19 protein-coding genes and 2 tRNA genes are annotated in these 24951 nt (G+C 67.1%); 6 read left to right on the plus strand and 15 right to left on the minus strand.

Going from position 1 to position 24951, the window contains the following annotated elements; all coding sequences use genetic code 11:
- Positions 1-10: 10 nt before the first annotated feature.
- The 9 genes from ulaA to upp form a co-directional block, all read right to left on the minus strand.
- Positions 11-1576 carry a PTS ascorbate transporter subunit IIC gene (gene ulaA, locus IEW85_RS08920; protein WP_188684826.1) on the minus strand — a complete coding sequence of 522 codons (1566 nt, stop codon included), beginning with the start codon at positions 1574-1576 and terminating at the stop codon, positions 11-13.
- Between the two features lie 10 nt (positions 1577-1586).
- Complete coding sequence (locus IEW85_RS08925) at positions 1587-2387, minus strand: PTS sugar transporter subunit IIAB (protein WP_188684828.1); 801 nt, start codon at positions 2385-2387, stop codon at positions 1587-1589.
- A 451-nt stretch (positions 2388-2838) separates the two neighbouring features.
- On the minus strand, positions 2839-4212 hold the full coding sequence (locus tag IEW85_RS08930) for an ISL3 family transposase (protein WP_188684830.1): 1374 nt from the start codon (positions 4210-4212) through the stop codon (positions 2839-2841).
- A gap of 326 nt (positions 4213-4538) precedes the next feature.
- Positions 4539-6383 carry a phosphoenolpyruvate carboxykinase (GTP) gene (locus IEW85_RS08935; RefSeq protein ID WP_188684832.1) on the minus strand — a complete coding sequence of 615 codons (1845 nt, stop codon included), beginning with the start codon at positions 6381-6383 and terminating at the stop codon, positions 4539-4541.
- A 178-nt stretch (positions 6384-6561) separates the two neighbouring features.
- Positions 6562-7269, minus strand: a complete 708-nt coding sequence (locus IEW85_RS08940) for a hypothetical protein (protein ID WP_188684834.1) — start codon at positions 7267-7269, stop codon at positions 6562-6564.
- Positions 7270-7496: 227 nt separating this feature from the next.
- Positions 7497-7570: transfer RNA gene (locus tag IEW85_RS08945), tRNA-Arg, on the minus strand.
- Positions 7571-7709: 139 nt separating this feature from the next.
- Positions 7710-8234, minus strand: a complete 525-nt coding sequence (locus IEW85_RS08950; RefSeq protein ID WP_188684836.1) for a SixA phosphatase family protein — start codon at positions 8232-8234, stop codon at positions 7710-7712.
- Between the two features lie 12 nt (positions 8235-8246).
- Entirely contained in the window at positions 8247-9074 is an 828-nt protein-coding gene (locus IEW85_RS08955) for a winged helix-turn-helix domain-containing protein (protein WP_188684838.1), read from the minus strand.
- A gap of 339 nt (positions 9075-9413) precedes the next feature.
- A complete protein-coding gene (upp, locus tag IEW85_RS08960; protein WP_188684840.1) occupies positions 9414-10049 on the minus strand; it encodes a uracil phosphoribosyltransferase in 636 nt (211 codons plus the stop codon).
- A gap of 32 nt (positions 10050-10081) precedes the next feature.
- Between upp and tadA the strand changes: the two genes are divergently transcribed.
- Complete coding sequence (tadA, locus tag IEW85_RS08965) at positions 10082-10564, plus strand: tRNA adenosine(34) deaminase TadA (protein WP_188684842.1); 483 nt, start codon at positions 10082-10084, stop codon at positions 10562-10564.
- A gap of 79 nt (positions 10565-10643) precedes the next feature.
- Here tadA and IEW85_RS08970 read toward each other — a convergent pair whose 3' ends face one another.
- Positions 10644-11402, minus strand: a complete 759-nt coding sequence (locus IEW85_RS08970) for an SOS response-associated peptidase (protein ID WP_308420878.1) — start codon at positions 11400-11402, stop codon at positions 10644-10646.
- A 109-nt stretch (positions 11403-11511) separates the two neighbouring features.
- Here IEW85_RS08970 and IEW85_RS08975 point away from each other — a divergent pair, with 109 nt between their 5' ends.
- Positions 11512-11844 carry a histone-like nucleoid-structuring protein Lsr2 gene (locus tag IEW85_RS08975; protein ID WP_188684844.1) on the plus strand — a complete coding sequence of 111 codons (333 nt, stop codon included), beginning with the start codon at positions 11512-11514 and terminating at the stop codon, positions 11842-11844.
- A 79-nt stretch (positions 11845-11923) separates the two neighbouring features.
- On the opposite strand, the gene IEW85_RS08980 is transcribed toward IEW85_RS08975, so the two are convergent.
- A tRNA-Ser gene (locus IEW85_RS08980) sits at positions 11924-12011 on the minus strand.
- 187 nt (positions 12012-12198) lie between these two features.
- On the opposite strand from IEW85_RS08980, the gene IEW85_RS08985 reads away from it, so the two are divergent.
- Both IEW85_RS08985 and IEW85_RS08990 read left to right on the plus strand, forming a co-directional pair.
- Positions 12199-14685 carry a bifunctional metallophosphatase/5'-nucleotidase gene (locus tag IEW85_RS08985; protein ID WP_188684857.1) on the plus strand — a complete coding sequence of 829 codons (2487 nt, stop codon included), beginning with the start codon at positions 12199-12201 and terminating at the stop codon, positions 14683-14685.
- Positions 14686-14810: 125 nt separating this feature from the next.
- Positions 14811-17807: an ExeM/NucH family extracellular endonuclease gene (locus IEW85_RS08990; RefSeq protein WP_188684859.1), complete on the plus strand. Its 2997-nt coding sequence runs from the start codon at positions 14811-14813 to the stop codon at positions 17805-17807.
- A 149-nt stretch (positions 17808-17956) separates the two neighbouring features.
- Here the strand turns inward: IEW85_RS08990 and IEW85_RS08995 are convergent, their stop codons facing one another.
- The 4 genes from IEW85_RS08995 to IEW85_RS09010 all read right to left on the minus strand — a co-directional run bounded on the left by IEW85_RS08995 (position 17957) and on the right by IEW85_RS09010 (position 23307).
- Positions 17957-19111 carry a GuaB3 family IMP dehydrogenase-related protein gene (locus IEW85_RS08995; RefSeq protein ID WP_188684861.1) on the minus strand — a complete coding sequence of 385 codons (1155 nt, stop codon included), beginning with the start codon at positions 19109-19111 and terminating at the stop codon, positions 17957-17959.
- Between the two features lie 12 nt (positions 19112-19123).
- Positions 19124-20644, minus strand: coding sequence for an IMP dehydrogenase (gene guaB, locus IEW85_RS09000; protein ID WP_188684863.1), 1521 nt, complete (start codon positions 20642-20644; stop codon positions 19124-19126).
- Positions 20645-20756: 112 nt separating this feature from the next.
- The gene (locus IEW85_RS09005) at positions 20757-22004 is read right to left on the minus strand and encodes a YeeE/YedE family protein (RefSeq protein WP_188684865.1); all 1248 of its coding nucleotides are present in this window, start codon (positions 22002-22004) and stop codon (positions 20757-20759) included.
- Between the two features lie 109 nt (positions 22005-22113).
- The gene (locus tag IEW85_RS09010; protein WP_188684867.1) at positions 22114-23307 is read right to left on the minus strand and encodes a sulfurtransferase; all 1194 of its coding nucleotides are present in this window, start codon (positions 23305-23307) and stop codon (positions 22114-22116) included.
- Between the two features lie 273 nt (positions 23308-23580).
- Here IEW85_RS09010 and IEW85_RS09015 point away from each other — a divergent pair, with 273 nt between their 5' ends.
- Together IEW85_RS09015 and groES are read left to right on the plus strand one after the other, a co-directional pair.
- A complete protein-coding gene (locus IEW85_RS09015) occupies positions 23581-24366 on the plus strand; it encodes a SurA N-terminal domain-containing protein (RefSeq protein WP_188684869.1) in 786 nt (261 codons plus the stop codon).
- A 284-nt stretch (positions 24367-24650) separates the two neighbouring features.
- Positions 24651-24947, plus strand: a complete 297-nt coding sequence (groES, locus tag IEW85_RS09020) for a co-chaperone GroES (RefSeq protein WP_188684871.1) — start codon at positions 24651-24653, stop codon at positions 24945-24947.
- Positions 24948-24951: the final 4 nt, after the last annotated feature.

Below are 24951 nucleotides of genomic sequence, written 5' to 3' on the forward strand. Positions count from 1 at the left end.
CGACCAGCCCTCAGGGCTGCGGCGGCGGGGGCGGCGTCGGGGCTCCGCTCGGCGGCATGATCTTCGGATAGGAGCCGGCGGTGCCTGCCGGAGCTGAGCTCTGGGCACCGTCCGCTGGCTCGCCCTCCTCACCAGCCGGCGTCGGGAATTCGCGGTGCGGCGAGGGGTCCCAGCCGCCGCGGACCACGCGCAGCTGGACCAGGATGGCCGAGGCCAGGATGAGCGCGCCCAGCAGGCCGACCACGATCAGTCCGCCCACGGAGCCGAGGCCGGCGCCGTAGCCGATCAGCACGCCGAACCAGCCGAAGTCGGTATCGCCGAAGGTGGTGTTGGCCGTGCCGAAGTCACCCAGGACCAGCAGCAGCACCGCCGGCAGGAAGGTGATCAGCAGACCGTTGACGAACCCGCCGGCCGCCGCACCGATCCGGCCGCCGGTGGCATTGCCGTAGACGCCGGCCGCACCGCCGGTGAAGAAGTGCGGGACCAGGCCGGGCAGGATCAGCGCCAGGCCCAGGGCCGGGTTGAGCCACAGTGAGAGCACCGCCAGGCCCACCAGGCCACCGCTGAAGCTGGTGATGAAGCCGATCAGCACTGCGTTCTGCGCGTAGGGGAAGACGATCGGGGCATCCAGGGCCGGGGTCGCGCCCGGGACGATCTTGGCGGCGATGCCCTGGAAGGCCGGTACGATCTCACCCAGGATGGTGCGCACGCCGAAGAGGATCACGGCCACGGCGATGCCGAACTGCAGGCCCTGGGTCACCGACTGCATCACGAAGTTGCCCGGATCCGAGGCGCCGCCCTCGAAGGCCTCATAGGCGGCCTCCCCCTCGCGGGCGAAGAAGATCAGTGAGATCACCACGTACATCAGCACCATGGACAGGGCGGTGGCCACCATGGAGTCGCGCAGGAAGCGCAGCCCCTCGGGCAGCTTCAGATCCTCGGTGGAGCGGCTGCGCCGGCCTCCGGTCATACGCCCGACGGCGCCCGCGGCCACATAGCCGGCGGTGCCGAAGTGGCCCATGGCGATGCTGTCGTCGCCGGTGATCCTACGGGTCCAGGGCTGGGAGAAGGCCGGCAGGGAGACCATCAGGATGGCCAGCAGGGCGCCGCCCACCAGCACGGTGACCGAGCCCGAGTAGCCGGCGGTGGCCAGCACGATGGTCAGCAGCGTGGCCATGAACAGGATGTGGTGTCCGGTCAGGAACACATAGCTCAGCGGGGTGAACCGGGCCAGGACCAGGCTCAGCGCGAAGCCCAGGATCATCAGCCAGGCCACCTGGGCGCCGAACTGCTCCTGGGCGATGCCCACGATGGCCTCATTGGTGGGGATCACGCCCTGGGCTCCGGTGGCGCCCTGGATCATCACGCCCAGCGGGTCCAGGGAGGCGACCACCAGGTCCGCACCGGCTCCGATGAGCAGGAAGCCCAGCGTGGCTTTGACCGCTCCGCCGATCACCTGGCCCACCGACCGGCGCAGGGCGATCAGCCCCACGGCCACGATGATGCCGATGAGGAAGGCCGGAACGGACAGGATCTCGTTGACCAGGAATTCTGCGATGACGATGAGCCACTCCATGGCGCTCTCCTCAGATCTCGTAGAGCTCGCGCAGGGCGGCGTCGAGCTCAGTGGTGCTGGTGAAGTTGGTGACCACGCGGACCGGGACTCCGACGTCGCCCAGGGTCTTGGCGATCTCTCCGGAGGTCAGGATGGCTTGGCACTCTTTGGCCCGGCCGCGGGCGGAGATGGTGTCGGTGGCCTCCACGGTGACGTGGCGGTCCCAGCCCCAGGTGCCCAGCACCGTCTCCAGCGTGTTCTTCAGGAAAAGCGAGGTGCCCAGGCCGTTGCCGCAGACGGTCAGGATCAGATGCTGGTCCGTGGCCGCCTGCTGGGCGGCGGGATCAGCCTGGTCTGCTGAGTCTGCTGCGTCTGACAGGGTCTCCCCCATCAGCACGGCGCGCAGCTGCTCCGGGGTCCGTGCCGCCTCCAGCTGGGCCTGCTGGTGCGCATCGGCGAGGACTCCGGCGAGCTCGGCCATGGCGCTGGTGTGGTCGGCGTCGTCCACGGCCGCCAGGGCCACCACCAGACGGACCGGATCGTTCTCCGGATGCCCGAAGCTCACCGGCTCAGCCAAGCGGACCCAGGCCAAGCCGGTGCGGGAGACCGACTCGTCCGGGCGGGCGTGGGCCAGGGCGAAGCCTGGGCTGAGCACGATGTAAGGGCCGTGTTCGACCACCGTGTCGATCATGGCGGCGGTGTAGCGCTCATCGGCCACACCGGTCTGTTCCAGCAGCTCTCCTGCTCGACGGATGGCCTCCTGCCAGTCCGCAGCTTCGGAGTCGAGCAGGATCGCCTCCTCCGGAAGCAGATCAGCCAGCGCTGTACTCATCGAGGTCTCCTTGGTGCGTGCAGAGTCAGACGGCACATCGGCTGAGATGTGCCTCACTATGATGCCACGCACACAGCACTGGGGCCGCCCCTCCCCGTCCGGGAAGAGCGGCCCCAGCGAATGATGGCCTTTTGGAAGGGCTCAGGCCACGCGGCTGTGCAGCTCCTCGAGCTCGTCCTGGATGATGTCCAGACCCTCGCTTCGAGCCGGCGCGCGAAACGTTGAGAGGTGAGCGGGCCCCGCTAACCTCTCACATGACCACCCTGCGGAACCTCGCGCACGGCGGCTCTCTAGACCACTGAAAGTCACCAGGGTCCAGACCAGGCTGTGACAGTTCCATCGAGGCATAACTCGGGCGGCTCAGGCTACCTAGGGCGTGTCCTGTAAGTCTGTGATGACCCGCCCCGGCGTGGACGCTGTTAACCACCACGAAGTCTTGTTAACCGGCTATTCACCGTTGAGCGTGGAGTCCCTGTTGGTGGGGGATCCTGCGGCGTCGGCGTGTCTGCCTGATGCTGGTGCCTAGGATACGTGATTGATAGTTGCGTTGGTTGCGGAATCCGCGGCCGGTGCGTTTGATGTGCTTGATCCCGGTGTTGACCGATTCGGTCCTGGCGTTGGTGACGTGGGTGCGGACGAAGACTTTGATCTCGGTCCACCAGGTCGCGACGGTGGTCGCGAGCTTGTCGGTCTCGGCCATGTCAGCGGCTGCCACGGCCATCTCGAAGTCGATCCTTGCGTTCTGGGCTGCCGGGATGTCCTGGGCGGCCAGCATGGCCCGTAGACGCTCTTTGACGGCCCAGGCGGCAGCGACCTGCTCGAAGTCTTCATCTTCGAGGACCTGCTCCAGGCGGTGGAGTCCGGCGTCGGTGAGCCGGTCCCCAGCACGTAGTAACAGCATCCGGTGAGCCCATACCGAGTCTTGCTTGCGGCCTCTGCGGCCCAAGACTTCGCGGGTGACTCGTTGGCGGACCTCGGTGAGCATCTGGTTACCGAGGCGGACCACGTGCCAGTGATCAACGCTGATCTCCACCGCCGGCAGCACCTGGGCCACCGCGTTGCGGAACGCCGAGGAGGGATCGATCGCCACTACTTCTAGGCCCTCCAGCCAGGCCTGGGAGCGTGCTCGTAGCCAGCGGGTGATGTTCGCACTGGAGCGACCGTCGACCACGCCGAGGATGTGGCCGGTCGCGGCGTTGACGAAGGTCGACATCCACGGCTCTACCCGGCACCACTGAGCAGTCTCAGGATGCTTGAACCACTTCGCTCGGGCGAAGCGGTGCTCATCAATCCCCAAGGCCCGCACCGGCACCTGGTCCGGGTCGGGGATGGTGACCGTATCAGCGATGATTGCGGCGTTGATCGTCGCCCAGCCCAGCCGGTGGCGGGCACACGCGGCCCAGATCGGCATCCCCTCATCCAAGACCGCTTCGACGGCGGCCGCCTTCAACCGGGCGGTGCACCGGGCACGGAAGGGCAACTGGCTGGTGACTTGGGTGAAGGTCCGCCGAGAACAGGCGAGCTCAATGCAGAGGAACCGGGGCTTGATGACTATCAGCTCGATGTCTTTGCCGCCGACGCCGAGGTCTTTGACCTTTTGGCGGGTGCGCTGATGCACCCGGGCCGAGATCACCCCGCAGTCCGGGCAGGCCGCCTCGGTGCTGTTGGCTACGGCGGTGACTCGGCGGCCTCCCAGCGGAAGATCACAGGCCGAGAGGACCTGGTAGCCGGGCAGGTTGAACACCACCGAAGCCGCGGCCCGAAGAGGTTCGGCAGTGCTGCTGGCAGTGGGCAAGAACAGGTGTGGGCCCGTAGGCTGGAACATGGCTCGCGTCCTTCGTTACTCGGAAGATAGATCGGCAAAATCCATCATCCAACAAGGGCGCGAGCCCCTTGACTCACGACACCTCCACACTCAACCGCGAATGGCCCCTTACCCTGGCCACCCCAACACAGCCAATGCTCTATCGCGTCACAGCCGGCCGCCGACGCAGCACCCCTGACATAGAGCTTCAGGTGTTCTATAACCCCCTGCGCCTGTGCAAACGATGGGCCCGAGTCCCACAAGTGGACCACCTGGGCACAGCGCTGGGGCCGCCCCTCCCCGTCCGGGAGGAGCGGCCCCAGCAGATGGCGGCCTGCAGGCTGGGCTCAGGCCACGCGGCTGCGCAGCTCCTCGAGCTCGTCCTGAATGGACTGCGGCAGGGAGTCACCGAAACGGGAGAACCACTGCTCGATGTCCTCCAGCTCTGTCTTCCACTCCTGCGGGTCGACCGTGATGGCGTCCTCGAGCTCCTCCTGAGTGATCGCCAGGCCGTCGACGTCCAGGGCGTCCAGAGTGGGGGTGAGACCGATCGGGGTCTCCACGGCCTCGGCAGTTCCTTCCAGGCGCTCGATGATCCACTTCAGCACACGGGTGTTCTCCGCGAATCCGGGCCAGGCGATCTTCCCGTCGCGGCCGCGGCGGAACCAGTTCACCAGGAAGATCGCCGGAAGCTTCTCCGGATCGGCCTCCGAGGAGACCTCCACCCAGTGCTTGAGGTAGTCGCCGGCGTCGTAGCCGATGAACGGGAGCATGGCCATCGGGTCCCGGCGGACGGTGCCCACTGCGCCCTCGGCGGCGGCCGTCGTCTCCGAGGAGAGAGTGGCGCCGTAGAAGATGCCGTGGTTCCAGTCGCGGGCCTGGGTCACCAGCGGAACGGTGGTCTTGCGGCGACCGCCGAAGAGGATGGCGTCCAGCTTCACCCCGTCGGGAGCGAAGTACTCGTCGGCCAGCATGTCGGTCTGGTCGATAGGAGTGCAGAACCGGGCATTGGGGTGGGCGGCCGGCTCCGCAGAGTCAGGGGCCCAGCTGTTGCCCTTCCAGTCGGTCAGGTGCGCCGGGGTCTCCTCGGTCATGCCTTCCCACCAGACGCCGCCGTCGTCGGTCAGGGCGCAGTTGGTGAAGATGCTGTTGCCCTTAGCGATGGCGCGCATAGCATTGGCGTTGGTGTGCCAGCCGGTGCCCGGGGCGACGCCGAAGTAGCCGGCCTCCGGGTTGATGGCCCGGAACTCGCCGTCCTCGCCGGGACGGATCCAGGTGATGTCATCTCCGAGGGTCTCGGCCTTCCAGCCCTCCAGTGTGGGGTCGATGAGGGCGAGGTTGGTCTTGCCGCAGGCCGAGGGGAACGCCGCGGAGAGATGGTAGCTCTTGCCCTGGGGACTGGTGAGCTTCAGGATCACCATGTGCTCGGCCAGCCAGCCCTCATCGCGCGCCATCGCGGAGGCGATGCGCAGCGCGTAGCACTTCTTGCCCAGCAGGGCGTTGCCGCCGTAGCCGGAGCCGTAGGACCAGATCTCCCGGGACTCCGGGAAGTGGACGATGTACTTCTCCTCGCTGCAGGGCCAGGGCACATCCTTCTGTCCGGGCTCCAGCGGGGCGCCCACCGAGTGGACCGCCGGGACGAAGAAGGCGTCCAGCTCCTCGATCTTCCGCAGCACGTCGGTGCCGATGCGCGCCATGATGCGCATGCTGGCCACCACGTAGGCGGAGTCGGTGATCTCCACGCCGAACTTGGGATCATCCGCCTCAAGGTGCCCCATGACGAAGGGGATCACGTACATGGTGCGGCCCTTCATGGCGCCGTCGAAGACTCCGCTGAGGGTCTCTCGCATCTCCGAGGGGTCCACCCAGTTGTTGGTGAAGCCGGCGTCGCGCTCCTGCTCGGAGCAGATGAAGGTGCGGGACTCCACGCGGGCCACATCGGCAGGATCGGAGAAGGCGGCGAAGGAGTTCGGGAAGTCTGGGCTGGTGAGCCGAGTGAGCGTGCCGGCCTCGACGAGTTCATCGGTGAGCCTGGTGTATTCCTGCTCGGAGCCGTCCACCCAGTGGATCTTCTCCGGGGTGGTGAGCTGTGCGATCTCCGTGACGAAGTCCAGCAGCTTCTGGTTGTCAGTCGGAGCTTCTGCCGCGATCGTGGCTGAATCACCGGGCGCCGTTGCAACGGTGTTGACCATCGTTTCCCTCCATTGGGTACTGGTTTGTCAGCTGACCCGGATGGGAGTGCACGCGGAGGAACGCCGTCGTTCGTCCGCCCCATCGCAGACCAGTCCTCTCCACTGTAACGCGTGAAAATCACGCTGTTGTAAAACATAGTGTGATGATGAACACGTTTTGCCTCGGGCGGTCGGGGCGTCAGCCCGCGGGCTGCACCTCCGTGACATAGGCGCGGACCTCTTCGCCGCCGTCGAAGGTGAAGCACTTCCGCTCGTCGCCGGTGGTGTACTCCGGCGTCCAGACCAGGGCACCTCCTTCGGCGGGAGCCACCAACGTGCGGGACGTGGTGTTCGCGGTCTGGCACACATAGTGGACCAGACGGTACTCCGGACTCGCGACGGTGCCGCCGGGCTCACTGAAGCAGGTCGGCCCTTCGATGGGACCCACGTCGTACTCATCCTGGAAGTAGTCGCCGCCCTCGCCGTCGTTGTACTGACGCAGCCAGAGGGCCTCGGTGACTGCCCACTGGGATTCGCAGCCCACGGACTCCACTCCACTCGCTGCGCTCTCCTGGCCGGTCGACTCAGCGAGGCTGTCCAGATCGAAGCTGCCATGGTGCTGCCAGTAGGCACCGTTGGGAGCCATGATGTAGCCGGCCGGCTCGTCATGGAAGGTGAGCCCCTCGACGTCGGGGCGCTCCTCGGCCTGCTGCTCAGGCTCCTCCTCTTCACCCTCAGCAGTCGGCTCCGCTCCGGCCCCTTGCTGGGTGTCCGCAGCGGTCGCGGTGGAGTCCTGTGATGTCGGAGCCGGCGGCTGAGCGCCGGGCTCAACGTCGTCGGAGCAGGCCGTAAGTGCCAACAGTGCGGCACTGAGCGCCGCAGAAGTTCTGAGTGTCGTGTGGTGCATAGCGTCCCCTCTCTGTTTCTCACCACGCTACGCGCCAGGTCAGACACAGTGGGCGGACATCACACAGCGGCCACAGAGCAGATCACCCAGACTGATCCCGCAGATCGCCCAGAATCGGCCGGCGATCTTCGGGCAGAAGCCAGGGTGATCCGCTTCAGAACTGCCCCAGACACGAAAAGACCCCCGCCCGAAAGGTTTCTCACCTTCCGGCCAGGGGCCTCATTCTGTGCGCCCATAGGGATTCGAACCCCAGACCTTCGGTTCCGTAGACCGACGCTCTATCCAGCTGAGCTATAGGCGCAAGCACTCTCGCGAGCGCTTCGTCCCGGCCACACTTTCGTGATCGCGACCTTGAAGACTATACACGGCTCTGAGTCGCCACGCAAAATCGAGGTCACCCTTCATACGTCTTCTGCAGAATCGCAGGCATCGAAGGATCCTCAGGCGCCAGGCGTCTGAGCACCGGGTACATGGAATGCGACCAGACGCGCGTCTCGACCGTCCAGCTCCGCCCATGGCTTGTCGAACCGCAGGTGCGCGATGCCGGCAGTGGGCCACGATCCGGCCATCCGGATCACCGGCTCCTCCTCCGAGTGCACAGAGGCCAGCTCCATGCTGACCTCCTGAACTGCAGGCATATGCGCCACCACCAGCAGGGTCTGCACCGCCTCCGGAGTCTCATTGATCACCGAGAGCATCCCATGTGGGGCAGCGAGGTAGAGCCTGTCGTCGAGATAGGCCGTAGGGGCCTTCTCCCCCAACTGCTCGTTGACCCAGATGCAGGTCTGACGAGCTCGCATAGCATCGGAGCACATCGTGGCACCCGGCAGCAGCCCGGAGTAGCTCAGCCAGGAGCCGATCTGACGGGACTGCTCCTGGCCGCGGGAGGTCAGAGTGCGAGAGTGGTCACCCCCTGAGAAGGAGTGGCCGGCCTCGCCGTGTCGGAGGATCAGCAGAGAAGGCACGTCAGGCGCAGCTCAGATGGAGTACTCGGGCGCGGTCCAGATCGTCACTTCGGGATGCTCGTAGAAGCGGTAGCCCTGACCACGGACGGTGCGGACCGTGTTGGCCAGGCGCCCCAGCTTGGAGCGCAGCCGGCGGATGTGGACATCGATGGTCCGTTCATTGGGCATCTGGTCCTCATCGATGTTTCGCCAGAGCGTCTTGAGCAGCTCTTCCCGACCCACAGTGCGGGCTCCATTCTCCACCAGGTAGTTCAGCAGCTCGAACTCCTTATAGGTGAGGTTCAGATTCTCCCCGTCGAGCTTGACCTCCCGGCGGGACAGGTCGATCAGCACACCGGAGCTCGAGGGCGCCGGCGGGGCGGGCACCTGGGCCTCCATGGTGCGGTGGGTGACCGTGGGATCTCCGAGCGCCTGACGGACCACATCCAGGTCACTTCCCTCGGTGAGGGCCGATGCCATCGCCATGGCGATGTGCACCTGGGACTCCGGGGCGATGGACTCCACATAGTCGCGGAGCTCGGTGGCAATCTTGTGCAGGGAGGTTCCGGCCGCCGTCGCGGTGTCCTCATCCAGGCCCACGTAGACCACGAAGCCGCGGGCGACCACATCGGGCTGGACGATCTGCGGGCCGCCGCCGTTCTGCGCCAGCACCGGCACAGGCGAGGTGGAGGGGTGGCCGTTGGCCTGGGCGGAGGCGGAGTCCGCTGCGGGCTGTGCCGCGCCGTCGGCGCCGGTCCCGCTGGTCTTCATCCTGCGGGCGATCTCCGCGCGGCGTGCGGCATTTCGCACGGAGACATGAACGTACCCTGGGTTCTGGGCCTGACTCAGATGCGCGGACATAGCCTTGCTCTCTCCCTGGCGGTGCTGCCGGTGGACTCGTCACCCAAGACTCTCTGTCATATAAGGATTTTGCAAGTAACATACGGTCAAATATTCCGCATTCTGAGACAGTTCGGCCCTTGCGTGACGAGAGTCACATTTTCGGTGCGGCGCGAGAGAACCGCCCAAAGAAGGCACTTATCCGCAACGGCATGAGAAAACCCCAGGTCAGGACGATGGCTACGCGGAAAGGAGCCCTGTCTGAGAGGTGCCGGGCTCTGCGGATCATAGTGGGGCATCGCAGAGGAACCTTAAAGGCTCCTCAACGTGATGAGAGCTGACCGTCAGGCCAGCCGAGACTCACTCGGCCAGGCCGTAGAGGCGGTCGCCGGCGTCGCCCAGGCCGGGCACGATGTAGGACTTCTCGTTGAGGCCCTCATCGATGGCGGCCACATAGAGATCCACGTCCAGATCCCCCACACCCTCGCGCAGGCGGTCGATGCCCTCCGGGGCGGCGACCAGGCAGATGCAGGTGATCTTCGCGGCGTTGGCCTTCTTCAGGAAGCGGATGGACTCCACCAGGGTGCCGCCGGTGGCGAGCATGGGGTCCAGCACGAAGACGTGGCGGCCGGTCAGGTCATCCGGCAGGCGCTCCGCGTAGGTGATGATGTCGAGGGTCTCCTCGTTCCGGGCCATACCCAGGAAGCCGACCTCAGCGGTGGGGACCATCGCGGTCATACCCTCGAGCATGCCCAGTCCGGCGCGCAGGATCGGCACCACCAGCGGCTTGGGATCGGAGAGCTCCGTACCGGTGGTCGTGGCCACCGGGGTCTGGATCTCCACCGGCTCGGTCGCGATGTCGCGGCTTGCCTCGTAGGAGAGCAGGGTCACCAGCTCGCCGGTCAGCTGCCGGAAGACATTGGAGGGAGCCTCCTTGCGGCGGAGCTGGGTGAGCTTATGGGCAATCAGCGGATGTTCCACGACCTGTACGCGCATAGGCCAAAACTACCAGGAGCTAGGCTGAGACCATGCCTTTCACGCCCCCGCCCGCGCGCGACCCGCAGAGCCGGCACCGGCTGATCGGCCACTGCCTGGAGCTGGCTGAGCAGGCCAAGTCGGTCGGAGACGTGCCGGTGGGCGCCGTCATCCTCTCCCCCGAGGGCGAGATCCTCGGTGAGGGATACAACACCAGAGAGCGCGACGCCGACCCCTCCGGCCATGCTGAGATCGCAGCTCTGCGCGCGGCCGCGGCGGCCACCGGCCGGTGGCGGATGGAGGGGTGCACTCTGGCAGTGACCCTGGAGCCCTGCCCCATGTGCGCCGGGGCGATCAGCCAGTCCCGCATCCGGACGGTGATCTTCGGCGCCTGGGATGAGAAGGCCGGGGCGGCAGGGTCGGTTTTCGACATCCTGCGCGAGCCCCGGCTCAACCATTGGGTGGAGGTCCACCCCGGTGTGCGCGAAGAGGAGTGCTCCGCTCAGCTGACGGAGTTCTTCCGACAGTTCCGGTGAGGACGCCGCTGCGGCTGGACAGCCAGACGGCCGGACCGCAGCTGCCCAGCAGGGCGGCGCTTGGGAGTTCACCCTCCCGTCACAGAGCGATGGGCTCCAGCAGCTCCGGGCCGTTGTTGCGGACATTGCCCACCTCTCGGCCCACCGGACAGACCTCCCAGGAGGCGGCCACGTGGAGCGCCTCCCGGCGGATCCTGTTCACCAGATGTTCGGCCTCGGACTTGGCGAGCTTCCCCGGGGCCAGCCACTCCTCCAGCGTCTCCTCCGAGAGCGGCAGAGGCATCCGGTCATGGAGGCCGGCCAACTCGCCCAAGACCCCGTCATGCCCATGGTCCGGAGAGGGGCCGGTCAGGATGGTGCAGGAGAGCACCCAGGGCTCCTCCGGCCCGGCGTCCTTGGGGCGCCACCATTCGTAGAGTCCGGCGAAGAGGTGGGACTGCCCGTCCGCGCGACAGACGGCATAGGGCTGTTTGGATCCTGCGGAGGAGAGCCATTCGTAGTAGGCGTCGGCCGGCACTGCGCAGCGCTTGGACCGAACGGCTGAGCGGAAGGTCGGCTTCTCCGTGACCGTCTCGCTGCGCGCGTTGAAGGCTCTGGCCGACTCTGCCTTGTCCTTGGCCCAGATCGGCAGCAGACCCCACCGCGCGGTGTGCAGCTCCCGGTGGACCCGATCGCCGTCGGGCCGGTCCAACAGAACAGGCACCTGCGCCGTGGGCGCGATGTTCCACGAGATCGTCTCCTGGAGCCCCTCACCGAATCCGGCGCGGAGATCCAGGGAGAGCTGCCCGGCCGCTTTGGACTGCACATATCGCCCACACATGGAGCCAGAGTAGCTCACAGCAGCAGTTCAGGACATGGGATCAGCACGGAGAAATCATTGAATGTGAACTTCGATATACCGGGCACCACCTGGTCACATTATTCGGATCGGATGATAATCTGCGTATATGGCTACTAAGACTATTCTGCTGGACGATATGGATAAATCGATCGACGAGGACGTGCAGAGCGTTCAGTTCTCCGTGGGGAACCGTTCCTATGTGATCGACCTCGGAGCCGAGAACCGCCAGAAGCTTGAGGACGCGCTGAACCCGTTCATCAAGCACGCCTCCGCCACCGGCAGGACCGCCGCCAAACGCTCCGCCGTCCCGGCCTCGGACATCCGGGCTTGGGCCAAGCAGCAGCCGGAGAAGATCAGCGGTCTGATCAAGAGCGATAAGGGCCCACTTCCGAAGGCCGTAAAAGAAGCCTATAACAAGGCCCACGGCACCAAATACTGAGCAGCGCTGAGCTGCAGATGAAGAAGGACCCCGAACCATCGGTTCGGGGTCCTTCTCTGTTCCGTATGAAGAACATACGCGGTGACGGTGGGATTTGAACCCACGGAGCGGGGTTACCGCTCACGACATTTCGAGTGTCGCACCTTCGGCCGCTCGGACACGTCACCAGGCCCATCTACTATACGAGACAAGGTCTCCCCTGCCCAAAACAGGGCGTCCGCCCACGACGCCGTCCGCGCGCCGCGGCCCCTGGAACCGTCAATTCTCCGGTCCGTCTTCTCCGGTTAACACATCCTTGATGGGATGGAGCTCATCTGACCGACGTTCGCACTGATGATGAGGACCTGCCCTTCTATGACAGCTGCATCTGATTCTATCCGCCCGGCCGACGAGGACGCCCGACGCCGCCGCCCCTGGTCCCGCCGAGCCGCGGCCGCCGGTCTGGCCGCCGCTCTGCTGGCCCCGGTCCCCGGCGCCGCGGCCACCACCGCCCAGGACTCCGTTCAGGAGGTTGAGCCTGGGCAGCAAGAGGAGCCGAGCCAGCAGGCCCCTGAGCAGGAGGTCCCGCCCCAGGGCGAGGACTCCGCCGAACAGAACGCCCAGGAGGATGGGCAGGCCACCTCCGAAGAGGGGCTGGTGGACTTCTCCATCGTCGCCTCCAACGACTTCCACGGCCGGGTGGAGGAGTCGGCGTCGGTGCTGGCCTGCACTGTGGACGGCTACCGGGAGCAGAACCCCAACACCATCTTCGCCTCGGCTGGGGACAACATCGGCGCCTCCACCTTCACCAGCTTCATCCAGCAGGACGAGCCGAGCATCGAGGCGCTCAACGCCATGGATCTGGACGTCTCCGTGCTGGGCAACCACGAGTTCGACCAGGGCGCGGCGGATATGGACGACCGCGTCATCCCGATGTCCGACTTCCCGTGGATCGGCGCCAACATCCGTGACGCCGAGACCGGCGAGCACCTCTACGACCCCTACTACATCCAGGAGGTCGACGGCGTCCGGGTGGCCTTCATCGGCCTGATCACCGAGGACATGCCGAACCTGGTCAGCCCGGACGGGATCGAGGGCATCGAGTGGACCTCCATGAGCGAGGAGTCCAACCACTACGCCGAGCACCTGACCGAGAACGATATGGCCGATGTGGTCACCGTCCTGGTCCACGAGGGTCTGCCCGGAACCAGCCCGGACAGCGCCTCCGGCCTGCCCTTCGACGACCTGGTGGAGAACGCCCACCCGGAGATCGCAGCGATCATGTCCGGTCATACCCACCAGCCCTACGTCCATGACCTGGACGGCATGCTGGTGACCCAGGCCGGCGAATACGGCGACTACGTCAACGTCCTGGACTTCTCCTTCGACCCCTCCACCGGTGAGCTGGTGGAGTCCGAGGCCGAGCTGGTGGACCTCTTCCCCGAGGGCGAGCCGCGCTGCGACGGCCACCCGGAGGTGGACCCGATCGTCTCCGATGCGGTGGCCACCGCCGATGAGCTCGGCAGCGAGGCCATCGCCGAGACCGCCGGGGACGTCCCCTTCTCCCGTGCGGTGAACAGCGACGGCACCGAGAACCGCAGCGCGGACTCCACGCTGGGCCAGCTGATCGCCGACGCCCAGCTCTGGGCCATCCGGCAGAACCAGCCTGATGTGGACTTCGCCGTGACCAATGCGGGCGGTCTGCGCGCTGACCTCCCGCTCGGCGAGCTGACCTACCGAGATCTGGGCGATGTCCAGCCCTTCGCCAACACTCTGGTCAACGTGGAGCTGACCGGCGAGCAGGTCTACCGGCTCTTCGAGGAGCAGTGGCGCGAAGACGGCAGCTTCTCCAAGCACGCCCAGTCCTCCGAGGTGCGCTACACCTACGACGCTGAAGCCCCTGAGGGCGAGCGCGTCCAGGAGGTCACCATCGACGGCGAGCTGGTGGAACCCGAGGCCACCTACACCGCGGGCATGAACTCCTATATGGCCGCCGGCGGAGGCGTGGAGGTCCCCACCGAGGCCGTGAGCACCCAGGACACCGGTATGAACGACCTGGAGGCCTTCGTGGACTACGCCCGCGAGCAAGAGGTCCTCGAGCCCTCCCTGGACCGCCGCGCCGTGGGGATCACCTGGGTCTCCGAGCACCCCGCCGAGACGGTCTACGCCCCCGGCGATGAGATCGCCCTGGACCTCTCCGGTCTGGCCTACAGCTCCGAGGATGTCCCGGTGGGCGAATCGGTGGAGATCTCCCTGGCCGGCTTCGACCTGGGCGAGTTCGACATCGACTCCGACTACGCCGATGCCAGCGATGTGCGCGGCACCACAGAGATCCGCGCCGAGGTCCCCTCAGCCCTGGAGTTCAGCGGCCAGGTGACCCCCGGTCTCGGCGCCATGAGCGGCAGCTCCGGCGGCGAGGAGGAGATCGAGGTCCCGCTGGTCATCCTGGAGGAGGCCACCGGCACCGAGCTCACCATCCCGGTGACGGTGCTCAGCTCCCCCACAGCCGGTGACGGCACGGACGACGCCGGCGCGGACGCCTCCGCAGGCACCGACGGTGAGGGCCAGCCCGAGGGCGCAGCAGCCGGAACAGGCGAGGCCGAACAGGATGATGAGGCTGCCGGCGGTGGGCCGGACGAGGCCGCCGGCGCGGGTGACGACGCACCAGGGACTGACGGCTCGGCCGGCGCCGAGCAGGATGAGACCGCCGGTGCAGCCGACCAGGACGACGCAGCCGCAGCCCAGGACGGGGGCCTCGCGGTGACCGGCGCCCAGGTGGCTTGGACGGCGCTGATCGCGGCTGTGCTGCTCGGCGTCGGGGCTCTGCTGGTGACCCGCAGCCGTCAGCGGCAGGCGGGCTGACCTGGGAGGAGGGACGCAGGGACGGCAAACAGCATGTCGCCTCGGCTTAGCACGGTGTTTACAAGGACCTGGTTGGATCGAAGTCTGATCGTCGTCCGAATCACTCGACCTGCTGAGGAATCTGCATGCCGACCCCTGCCTCTCCCTCCCCTGATGCCCACGGCCGCCGCTGGCCGCGGATGCTCACCGTCGCCGTCCTGAGCGGAGCCATGCTGGGCCCCGTCCCGGCGATGGCCTCCACTGCGGAGGACCCCGAGGGTGCCGACTGCATCCTGATCGACGAGGTCAACACCCGCGGCGGCAGCAGCGCCCAGGACCTGCCCCGCTATGTGGAGCTGACCAACAGCTGCGACGCCGAGGTGGACGTCAGCGGCTGGTCCGTCCAGGGCTATCAGAGCAGCGGAACTCCTTACAGCGGCAGCAGCACACAGCTCAGCGGCTCCATCCCCGCCGAGGGCAGCTACCTGATCCTGGGCCCCGCCGCCGACGGCGGCCCGGTCACCGAGGTCCACCCAGACCACGACGCCGGCGCCGCCCTGAACTACGCCGGCGGAGATTCCTCGGTGGCTCTGTTCTCCACCGAGAGCCCGGCCGAGGACGCCTCCGGAGACCTCTCCGAGCACCCGGACGTGGTGGACGCTCTGGGCTGGGGCGAGGCCGAGATCGGGTTGGGCGACTCCCGGCCCACCGCACCGGAGGCCGCCTCCGGAGAGACGCTGCAGCGCGTGGACACCACCGGGGACGACGGGGAGGACTTCTCCGCCGCACCGGCAGCGCCCCGGTACAGCGGCGGGGACGCACTGATCAGCGAGGACGAGGAGGAGCCGGATCCAGAGGACCCCGATCCGACCGAACCGGACCCGAGCGAACCCACCGATCCCCCGGCTGAGGGCGAGCTGCCGATCTCCGAGATCCGCGGCGAGGCCAGCATCGACCCGACCACCAGCCCCTATCTGGGCGAGGAGGTCACCACCCGCGGTGTGGTCACCGCCCGCTATGCCGACCCCGAGAACGAGTCCCGCCCCTGGGACGGCTTCTCCCTCCAGGAGGAGGGCGCCTGCGGCGAGGAGGACTACAGCGACCACGAGGTCTCCTGCGCCGTGTTCGTCTGGATGGGCACCGGCTGGGACGGCTCCGAGGTCGAAGAGGGCGACTATGTGGAGGTCACCGGCGCGGTCGACACCTGGGAGGAGTCCAGCTCCACCGACTCCGCCCAGCTTCAGATCACCCAGCCTGAGGTGGACGTCCTGGAGGGCGAGAGCTTCACCGAGCCGGTCCCCTACCCCGTGGAGGGCTTCCTGGAGGTCGAGGAGCGCGAGGAGCTCATCGGCATGGCCCTGGCCCCGGAAGGCGACTGGACGGTCACCGACAACTACGGCCTGCTCCACGGCGAGGCCGACAGCGTGGGCGGCGTGCTCGGAGTGGTGGACGGCACCGACCCGTTGGTCATCCCCACCGCCCAGCACCACCCGGACGCCGAGGAGCGCGAGGAGCTGGCCGTCTCAAACGCCGAGCGCTTCATCCAGCTGGGCCACGGTGGCCGCAACCGGTGGGCCAGTTGGTCCGATGAGGCCGATATGCCGCTGCCCTACCTGAGCACCGAGCAGGTCCCGCGAGTGGGCTCCTCCGTGGAGTGGAATGCCCCGGTGATCCTGGAGCACCGCTACGACAACTGGCGCTTCGAGCCCACCTCCTTCCTGCCCGGCAGCCCGGAGCAGGAGCCGGCCACCTTCAGCGACACCCGCGAGGAGGCCGAGGTGCCCGAGCGCGCCGGAGACGTCCGCGTGGCCGGATTCAACGTCCTGAACTACTTCCCGCACGTCGGTGAGTACGAGCAGGACTGCGACTACCACGAGGACCGCCACGGCGAGCCCACCACCACCGACTTCTGCACCAGCCGCGGCGCCTACACCGACGAGCACTTCGAGGTGCAGCAGCAACGGATCGTGAACACCATCGTGGCGATGGACGCCGATATCGTCGCCCTGCAGGAGATGGAGAACTCCGCCCACTTCGGCGAGGACCGCGACTACGCCCACCAGGTGCTGGTGGAGGCGCTCAACGCCGTCGAGGGCGAGGGCACCTGGGACTACGTCCCGGTGGAGGAGTTCCCGGAGGATGAGGACGTCATCCGCAACGGCTACATCTATAAGCCCGATGCCGTGGAGCTGGTGGACTCGCTGATCCTCTTCGACGAGGGCGTGGAGCATCTGGACTCCGATGCCCTGGACGGATACGACCTGGCCGACATCTATTCCAACGCCCGTGAGCCCATGGCCGCGCTGTTCCAGCCGGTGGGCGGGGACGAGGACGACCAGTTCGCTCTGGTGGTCAACCACCTGAAGTCCAAGGGCGGCGAAGGCGAGGGCGACAACGCCGACGTCGGAGACGGCAGCGGCGCCTTCAACGGCGACCGCACCCGCCAGGCCGAGGCCATGGTGGCCTTCACCGATGCCATGCAGGAGGAGTACGGCACCGACCGCTTCTACCTGATGGGCGACTTCAACGCCTATGCGGCTGAGGATCCGATGGTCACCATCGAGGAGGGTGGCTTCACCAACCTCTCCGCCCAGCACTCTGAGGAGACCGGCAACTACTCCTACAGCTTCAGCGGAGAGTCCGGCTCGCTGGATCACGTGGTGGCCACCGACGCCGCCGTGGAGACAGTGGCTCAGACCCACATCTGGAACACCAACGCCCCGGAACCCATCGCCCTGGAGTACAGCCGCTACGAGGCCTCGGGGACCCCCGGGCTCTACGAGGAGCCCGCATGGAGCGACTCCATCTGGCGGGCCTCCGACCACGATCCGATCATCGCGGACATCGTGGTGGGCGAGGAGACCGACGCCGGCCAGGACGGCGGCACCGGTGATGAGGATGCCGACGGCGGCGCGGCAGGATCCGAGGCTGGCGCTGACGTTGAGGCCCGTGGAGCGGAGACCGGAGCAGGAACGGGCTCCGCAGCGGCCTCCGCGGAGGAGGACGCCTCCCCCGCAGCAGCCTCCAGCGATGGAGATCTGGCGCTGACCGGTGCCCAGAACTTCTGGATCGCCGCGATCGCAGCCGGGCTGCTCGGCGTCGGGACCTTCCTGGCCCACCGCTCCCGGCTGGGCCAGCCCTGAGTCCGCAGCAGCTCTGAATCTGCCTCAGCCCTGGGCTCGGGTCAACGCTGCACCCGGATCACCGCTGAGGGCGGAGAGGCCGTCCATGTGGCGGAGAGTGATCAGCTGAACCGGCCGCCCGGACAGAGAGACGGGCGCAGACGGAGCGCTCAGCGGTCCTGCTGGCTCAGCGGGGAGACGATGGCGTCCACACGCTGGAAGGACTTCAGGTCCACATAGCCGGTGGTGGCCATGGCCCGCTTGAGACCGCCCATCAGGTTGGAGCTGCCGTCGGTGTGGTGGCTGGGGCCCCAGAGGACCTCCTCCAGCGGGCCCACGGTGCCCACCCGGGTGCGATGGCCCCGCGGGAACTCCTGGTGCACGGCCTCCAGGCCCCAGTGCCAGCCGCGGCCGGGGGCTTCCTCGGCCCGGGCCAGCGTGGCGCCGAGCATGACGGCGTCGGCGCCCATGGCCAGGGCCTTGACGATGTCGCCGGAGGTGCCCAGGCCGCCGTCGGCGATCACATGCACATAGCGTCCGCCGGACTCGTCCAGGTAGTCCCGGCGGGCTGCGGCGATGTCGCTGATGGCCGTGGCCATCGGCACGCGGATGCCCAGTGCGCGGCGGGTGGTGGTGGCGGAGCCGCCGCCGAATCCCACCAGCACACCGGCGGCACCGGTGCGCATCAGATGCAGGGCCGGAGTGTAGCCGGCCGCACCACCCACGATCACCGGAACGTCGAGCTCGTAGATGAACTCCTTGAGGTTCAACGGCTCAGTGCCGTCCACGCCGTTGTCGGTGACATGCTCGGCCGAGACAGTGGTCCCGCGGATGACGAACATGTCCACTCCGGCGTCCACCACGGTCTGGTAGAACTCCTGGGTGCGCTGCGGGGTCAGGGAGCCGGAGACCACGACGCCGGCCTCACGGATCTCGGCCAGGCGTGCGGTGATCAGCTCCGCCTTGATCGGCTCGGAGTAGAGCTCCTGCAGCCGGCGGGTGTTCTCCGGGGAGACATCGCTGGCCTCCAGGTGGGCGATCTCCTCGAGGATGGGCTCCGGGTTCTCGTACCGGGTCCACAGGCCCTCGAGGTTCAGCACGCCCAGGCCGCCCAGCTTGCCCAGCGCGATGGCCGAGGCCGGGGACATGACCGAGTCCATGGGGGCGCCGATGACCGGCATGTCGAACTTATAGGCGTCGATCTGCCACTCCAGGCTGACATCCTGCGGGCTGCGGGTCCGGCGGCTCGGCACGACGGCGACATCGTCCAGCGCCCAGGCCCGGCGCGCGTTCTTGGCCAGGCCGATGGGGAGTTCGTTGCTCAAGAGGTGGTGTCCTTACTTCCGGCCGTAGTTGGGGGCTTCGACGGTCATCATCACATCATGAGGATGGGATTCCTTCAGCCCGGCGGAGGTGATGCGGACGAACTTCCCCTTGGCCTTCAGCTCGTCGACGGTGTCGGCTCCCACGTAGAACATGGTCTGGCGCAGGCCGCCGGTCAGCTGGTGCACCACGGCCGAGAGCGGTCCGCGGTAGGGCACCTGACCCTCGATGCCCTCCGGGATGAGCTTCTCATCGGTGGGGACGTCGGCCTGGAAGTACCGGTCCTTGGAGTAGGAGGTGTTCTTGCCGCGGGTCTGCATGGCACCCAGGGAACCCATGCCGCGGTAGGCCTTGAACTGTTTGCCCTGATAGAAGACCAGGTCACCCGGGGACTCCTTGGCCCCGGCCAGCAGGGAGCCGAGCATCACGGAGTTCGCACCGGCCACCAGCGCCTTGCCGATGTCGCCGGGGTGCTGCAGACCGCCGTCGGCGATCAGCGGAACACCCGCGGGTCCGGCGGCCTTGGAGGCCTCATAGATGGCGGTCACCTGGGGCACGCCCACACCGGCCACCACGCGAGTGGTGCAGATGGAGCCCGGGCCCACGCCCACCTTGATGGCGTCGGCGCCGGCGTCGATGAGCGCCTGGGCGCCCTCACGGGTGGCGGCCTGACCACCGATGACGTCCACGTGGGCAGCCTTGGGCTCAGCCTTGAGCTTGGCGATCATGTCCAGCACGCCGCGGGTGTGGCCGTTCGCGGTGTCCACCACCAGCACATCCACACCGGCCTCGATCAGGGCCATGGCGCGGTCGAAGCCCTCGCCGAAGAAGCCCACGGCGGCGCCCACGCGCAGCCGTCCCTCGGAATCCTTGGTGGCCAGCGGGTACTTATCCGCCTTGTCGAAGTCCTTGATGGTGATCAGACCGTTGAGCCGACCCTCATCGTCGACCAGCGGGAGCTTCTCCACGCGGTGCTTGGAGAACAGCTCCAGCACCTCGGCGTTGGTGATGCCCTCCTTGGCCGTGATCAGCGGCTGCGGGGTCATCTTCTCGTAGACCTTGGTGGTCAGGTACTCCTCGCTGGGGATGAACCGGATGTCCCGGTTGGTGATGATGCCCAGCAGCTTCTTGTCCTCGTCCACCACGGGCAGTCCGGAGACGCGATAGTGGGCGCAGAGGTCATCGAGGTCCTTGATGGTGGCGTCCGGGGTGATGGTCACCGGATCGGTGATCATGCCGGACTCGGAGCGCTTGACCTGGTCCACCTGCTTGGCCTGGTCCTCGATGGAGAGGTTCCGATGCAGGATGCCGATGCCGCCCAGTCGGGCCAGGGCGATGGCCATGGGCGCCTCAGTCACCGTGTCCATGGCGGCAGAGACCACCGGCGAGGCGATGTCGATGGTGCGCGACAGCTTGGTGGTGGTGTCCGCATCCGAGGGGATGACGTCGGTGGCGCCTGGCAGGAGCAGGACATCGTCATAGGTCAGGCCGACGAAGCCGAAGGGATCGTTCGCCTCTGCAGGGGTGTGTGTCACGGTGGACCTCTCGAATATCACGGCAGCGGAAAAGAATGTGAGACCACAACAAGTCTACTTGCCAGGTGACGCCCTTTCGATCCGGCTCCGCCTCCGTCCGGCTCAGGTCAGCTCAGCCGCCGAAGGCGCCGGGTGCCGCACGGCGGTGCAGCTTCAGCTTGAACCCGACGCCGGCGGCGACCACCACGGCCGCGCCGAAGACCCAGCCCGAGAGCGCCATCGCGTGGGTGCCTGAGAGCAGCACGCCGATGGTGCAGCCCAGGCCGATCATCGCACCCCAACCCAGCAGCACTCCCCCGATCGCAGCGGTAGCCGAGCTGTACGCCGTCGCGCGTTCGATCCGCACGCGGCGTCCGGGCAGCGCGGCAGCGAAGGAGGCCAGCACGATGCCGGCGATCAGCCAGCCGTTGGTGGTGATGGTGTCCACCACCACGGCCACGCAGCCGGCCAGCTGCTCGTCGATGCCGGGCATGAAGTTGGGCAGCCAGCCCATCTCGTCCATCCCGGTACGGGTGAGCGAGGAGATCTGGCTGGTCACGCCCAGCGGCTCGTCCTTGTAGTAGGCCAGCACCGCCAGCAGCCCGACGCCGGTTCCGGTGGCCAGGGCGGGCCAGCGCTTGAAGAACAGCAGGCGGCGGACCTCGGTGCCGTCCACGGTGCGGCCGCCGCGGCCCTCCACCGGAGGGTTCCACCGCAGCAGCCAGACACCCAGGCCCACCAGCACGCCCAGCTGCAGCAGCACGGCCAGCGTGTAGCCGCCGCCGGCGGGCAGCCAGGGCGCCGGGGCACCCATGATGAAGCCGGAGTACATGAAGTCCCAGCTGAGGAAGCCCAGACCGAAGCCCACCACGACGCCGATGAGTGCCGGGACGGAGCGCAGGTGCCCCTCCGGCAGACGGTACAGGTGCCCGGCGATGCAGCCCCCGGAGATGACCATGCCCAGGCCGAAGGCCAGTCCGGCCATGATCAGCGCCAGGGAGACCGGGGCGATATGGGCGTCGGTGGGCGCGTTGTCGGCTCCCGGGGTGGGGATGCGGGTGGAGAAGACCACCGCGTAGCCGATCATGCCCACGGCGATGGAGATCAGGATGGCGTAGAGGCCGCGGCTGTTCCCCTTCTCGAAGAAGTCGCGGAAGATGCAGAAGAAGCAGTAGCGGCCGCGCTCGAAGAGGATGCCCAGGCCGGCGCCGATCAGCAGCATGAAGGCCGCGTTCGATCCGCCGAGGCCCTCACCCCCAGTCATGTTCAGGTAGGCGGCGGTGCCCAGCAGCAGAGCGGCCACAGCAACGGAGATCGAGGTGCGGACCGTGTCCTCGCGGGTCCAGCCCAGCGGTCGGTCTGCCTTCACTTCAACAGTCATGGGTTCCTCAGGTCGGCTTCCTCAGGCGCCGCACGGCGGGCCCGGCCCCCTGTGTCCAGGGACGCCGGGCCCGCCGTCGCGCTGTGCTCGATGTGCTCGAGGGTTCGGCTTACTGCTGACCCCAGAGGCCTGCGCGGTCACCGGTGTTGTTGGCCACCGGGACACCCACAGTGTTGCCCCACTCGGACCAGGAGCCGTCATAGACGGAGACCTCTTCGCCCAGGATCTGGCTCAGTGCGAACCAGGTGTGGGAGGCCCGCTCGCCGATGCGGCAGTAGGCGATGGTCGGGTCGGAGAAGTCGACGCCGGCCTCTTCGTAGATGGTGCGGATCTCCTCCTCGGGGAGGAACTCGCCGGTCTCATCGTCCACGATGTCGGTCCAGGTGACGTTGACCGAGCCGGGGATGTGGCCCCAGATGGAGGCGCCCTCACCCTCGAAGATCTCGGGGTCCACGCCGACCTCACCGTTGTGCTCCTCCGCGGAGCGGATGTCGACCAGGTTGGTGCCGGCCACGGCCTCGCCGTCGGCAGCCGCATTCTCCTCGGCCACCTCCAGCACGTCGGGCTGCAGGGCTCGGATGTCCAGGTTCTGCGGCTGGGCCTCGAAGTCGCCCTCCGGAACCTCAGGGACGTCCTCGACCAGCTCGCGGTCCTCGTAGGCCTCCCACTTGTGCAGGCCGCCGTCGAGCAGGCGCACGTCCTCAGCGCCGTAGAGATTGAAGACCCAGGAGGCGTAGGCGGCGAACCAGTTGTTGTTGTCGCCGTAGAGGACCACGGTGGAGTCCTGGTTGATGCCCAGGGACTGAGCCAGCTCGGTGAACTCGTCCTCGGAGATGAACTCACGGGTGTTGGGCTGGGTGAACTCCTCGGACCACTCCACGTACTGGGCCTGCGGGATGTGAGCCTCGGAGTAGGGGGTCAGCTCGGAGTCCGGGAGGTCCTCGGAGACGTCCAGCAGGACGATGTCCTGCTCGTGGAGCTCGCCCTCGTCCAGGCGCTCGGCCAGCCAGTCGGTGGTGACCAGCGGGTCCTCCTGGTGGACCTCGTCGAAGCCGCGGTGTTCGCCGGAGACTTCGATGTTCGAGACGGTCTGGGCGGCCTCCCCGGAACCGCCGGCGGTGGATGCGTCTGCGCCGTCGTCGCCGGTGGAGTTGGCCACCAGGAAGCCGGCGGAGCCGGCGAGTGCTGCTGCGGCGACCACGGCCACAGCGGTCTTGCCGCCGGAGCCCTTGGTCTGGGTGTTCTGCTGAGACGCCGCGCCGGAGGACTGCTCTCCGGAGGTGTTCGTGTCTTCGGTGCTCATCAGGTCCTTCTCCTCGATGGATGCCGGGTGATTCAGAAGGCTCACACAGGCGTGTGACCCCGATCTCCAGTCTGCACGAATTGTTCAGGGAACTTCCGGAGTAAGTTCATGAAACGTCATATACCTCACGCAGACAGGGTCCCCTGCTCACACGCCGACGCCGAACCGGCCTCCGAAGGGCCGAAGGCCTGAACCTCCCCACCAGCCGGCGTGGAGCCGACGTTGAGGTGGGCATCCTACGGTGCAGACTTGTCCACGTGTGAGGAGAACGCTGTGCATAAGAAGCTGCTGACCGGCGCGGCCGTGACCACCCTTCTGTTGGGTCTGGCGGCCTGCGACGAGAACACTGAGCCCGGCGCCGAGGCCGAGGAAGAGGGCCAGGACGCCCAGATGGGCGAAGACGAAGGCATGGAGATGCCGGAGCCGGACACCGAGGACTTCCCTGATGTCGTCGCCACCGTCAACGGCGAGGAGATCACCAGCGAGGAGTTCATCCCGCAATACGAGGCACAGTTCCAGCAGATGGCCATGCAGGCCCAGATGGGCGGCGGCGGAGACATCGATGAGGCCGAGATCCAGGAGCAGATCCTGGACGGCGCCATCGGCCTCGAGCTGCTGATCCAGGATGCTGAGGAGCAGGGCTTCGAGGCCTCCGAGGAGGACATCGACGAGGCCCTGGATGAGGCCGCCCAGGAGGGCGGCATGGAGTCCGCCGATGACATGATCGAGGCCGTTGAGGAGCAGGGCACCACCGAAGAGGAGCTGCGCGATCAGGCGGCCGACCAGGTGAAGGTGGACCAGCTGACCGAGACCCTGGACGTCTCTGAGCCTTCTGAGGAGGAGCTCGAGGAGCTCTACGAACAGCAGGAGCAGCAGCAGGAGATGATGGGCCAGGGCGGTGCCGAGGGCATGCCTGAGGGCGGCGAGCAGGAGATGCCGCCGTTCGAGGAGGTCCGCGATGAGCTCGAGTCCGAGGCCGTCGAGCAGAACGAGCAGGAAGCCCTGATGGCTCATATGGAGGAGCTGCGCGAGGGCGCTGACGTCGAGACCCACCTGTGAGCCTCTCCCGCTGAACCTCTCGGAGGAGGCGCTGAGCCTCCGGCGTCGGGATCACCCGGCGCCCGCAGATCAACTTCATACCGCTGATATGACTCCCTTGGCACTCTCCTTGATCGAGTGCTAAGGGAGTCATATAGTTTGTCTTAGCACTCGCCGTCACCGGGTGCTAATGCCAAAGGGGCGCTAACCGGCGGAGGCACGCCTCCGGAACCCGCGACGACGGTTGGTCACTCCCACGGCGCGCAACCTGTACCGATTCACCATCTGCAAAGGAGAGAACTGACGTGTCAGTCTCCATCAAGCCCCTCGAGGATCGTATTGTTGTCCGCCCCCTGGAGGCCGAGCAGACCACCGCTTCCGGCCTGGTCATCCCGGACACCGCCAAGGAGAAGCCCCAGGAGGGCGAAGTCGTCGCAGTGGGCCCGGGTCGCTTCGGCGACTCCGGCGATCGCCTGCCGGTCGACGTCTCTGAAGGCGACGTCGTCATCTACTCCAAGTTCGGCGGCACCGAGGTCAAGGTCGGCGGCGACGAGTTCCTCGTCCTGAACGCGCGCGACGTCCTCGCTGTCATCGAGAAGTAAAACC

This window comes from Nesterenkonia cremea, assembly GCF_014642675.1.
Taxonomy (GTDB): Bacteria; Actinomycetota; Actinomycetes; order Actinomycetales; family Micrococcaceae; genus Nesterenkonia; species Nesterenkonia cremea.

What these genes read in the sequence shown, in the direction of transcription:
- IEW85_RS08955 (WP_188684838.1), bottom strand. Translation starts at nt 9,074, where the DNA reads ATGTCCGCGCATCTGAGTCAGGCCCAGAACCCAGGGTACGTTCATGTC.
- tadA (WP_188684842.1), top strand. Translation starts at nt 10,082, where the DNA reads ATGCCTTTCACGCCCCCGCCCGCGCGCGACCCGCAGAGCCGGCACCGG.
- IEW85_RS08930 (WP_188684830.1), bottom strand. Translation starts at nt 4,212, where the DNA reads ATGTTCCAGCCTACGGGCCCACACCTGTTCTTGCCCACTGCCAGCAGC.
- IEW85_RS08975 (WP_188684844.1), top strand. Translation starts at nt 11,512, where the DNA reads ATGGCTACTAAGACTATTCTGCTGGACGATATGGATAAATCGATCGAC.
- IEW85_RS09005 (WP_188684865.1), bottom strand. Translation starts at nt 22,004, where the DNA reads ATGACTGTTGAAGTGAAGGCAGACCGACCGCTGGGCTGGACCCGCGAG.
- IEW85_RS09010 (WP_188684867.1), bottom strand. Translation starts at nt 23,307, where the DNA reads ATGAGCACCGAAGACACGAACACCTCCGGAGAGCAGTCCTCCGGCGCG.
- IEW85_RS08985 (WP_188684857.1), top strand. Translation starts at nt 12,199, where the DNA reads ATGACAGCTGCATCTGATTCTATCCGCCCGGCCGACGAGGACGCCCGA.
- IEW85_RS08940 (WP_188684834.1), bottom strand. Translation starts at nt 7,269, where the DNA reads ATGCACCACACGACACTCAGAACTTCTGCGGCGCTCAGTGCCGCACTG.
- IEW85_RS08935 (WP_188684832.1), bottom strand. Translation starts at nt 6,383, where the DNA reads ATGGTCAACACCGTTGCAACGGCGCCCGGTGATTCAGCCACGATCGCG.
- IEW85_RS08925 (WP_188684828.1), bottom strand. Translation starts at nt 2,387, where the DNA reads ATGAGTACAGCGCTGGCTGATCTGCTTCCGGAGGAGGCGATCCTGCTC.
- ulaA (WP_188684826.1), bottom strand. Translation starts at nt 1,576, where the DNA reads ATGGAGTGGCTCATCGTCATCGCAGAATTCCTGGTCAACGAGATCCTG.
- IEW85_RS08990 (WP_188684859.1), top strand. Translation starts at nt 14,811, where the DNA reads ATGCCGACCCCTGCCTCTCCCTCCCCTGATGCCCACGGCCGCCGCTGG.
- upp (WP_188684840.1), bottom strand. Translation starts at nt 10,049, where the DNA reads ATGCGCGTACAGGTCGTGGAACATCCGCTGATTGCCCATAAGCTCACC.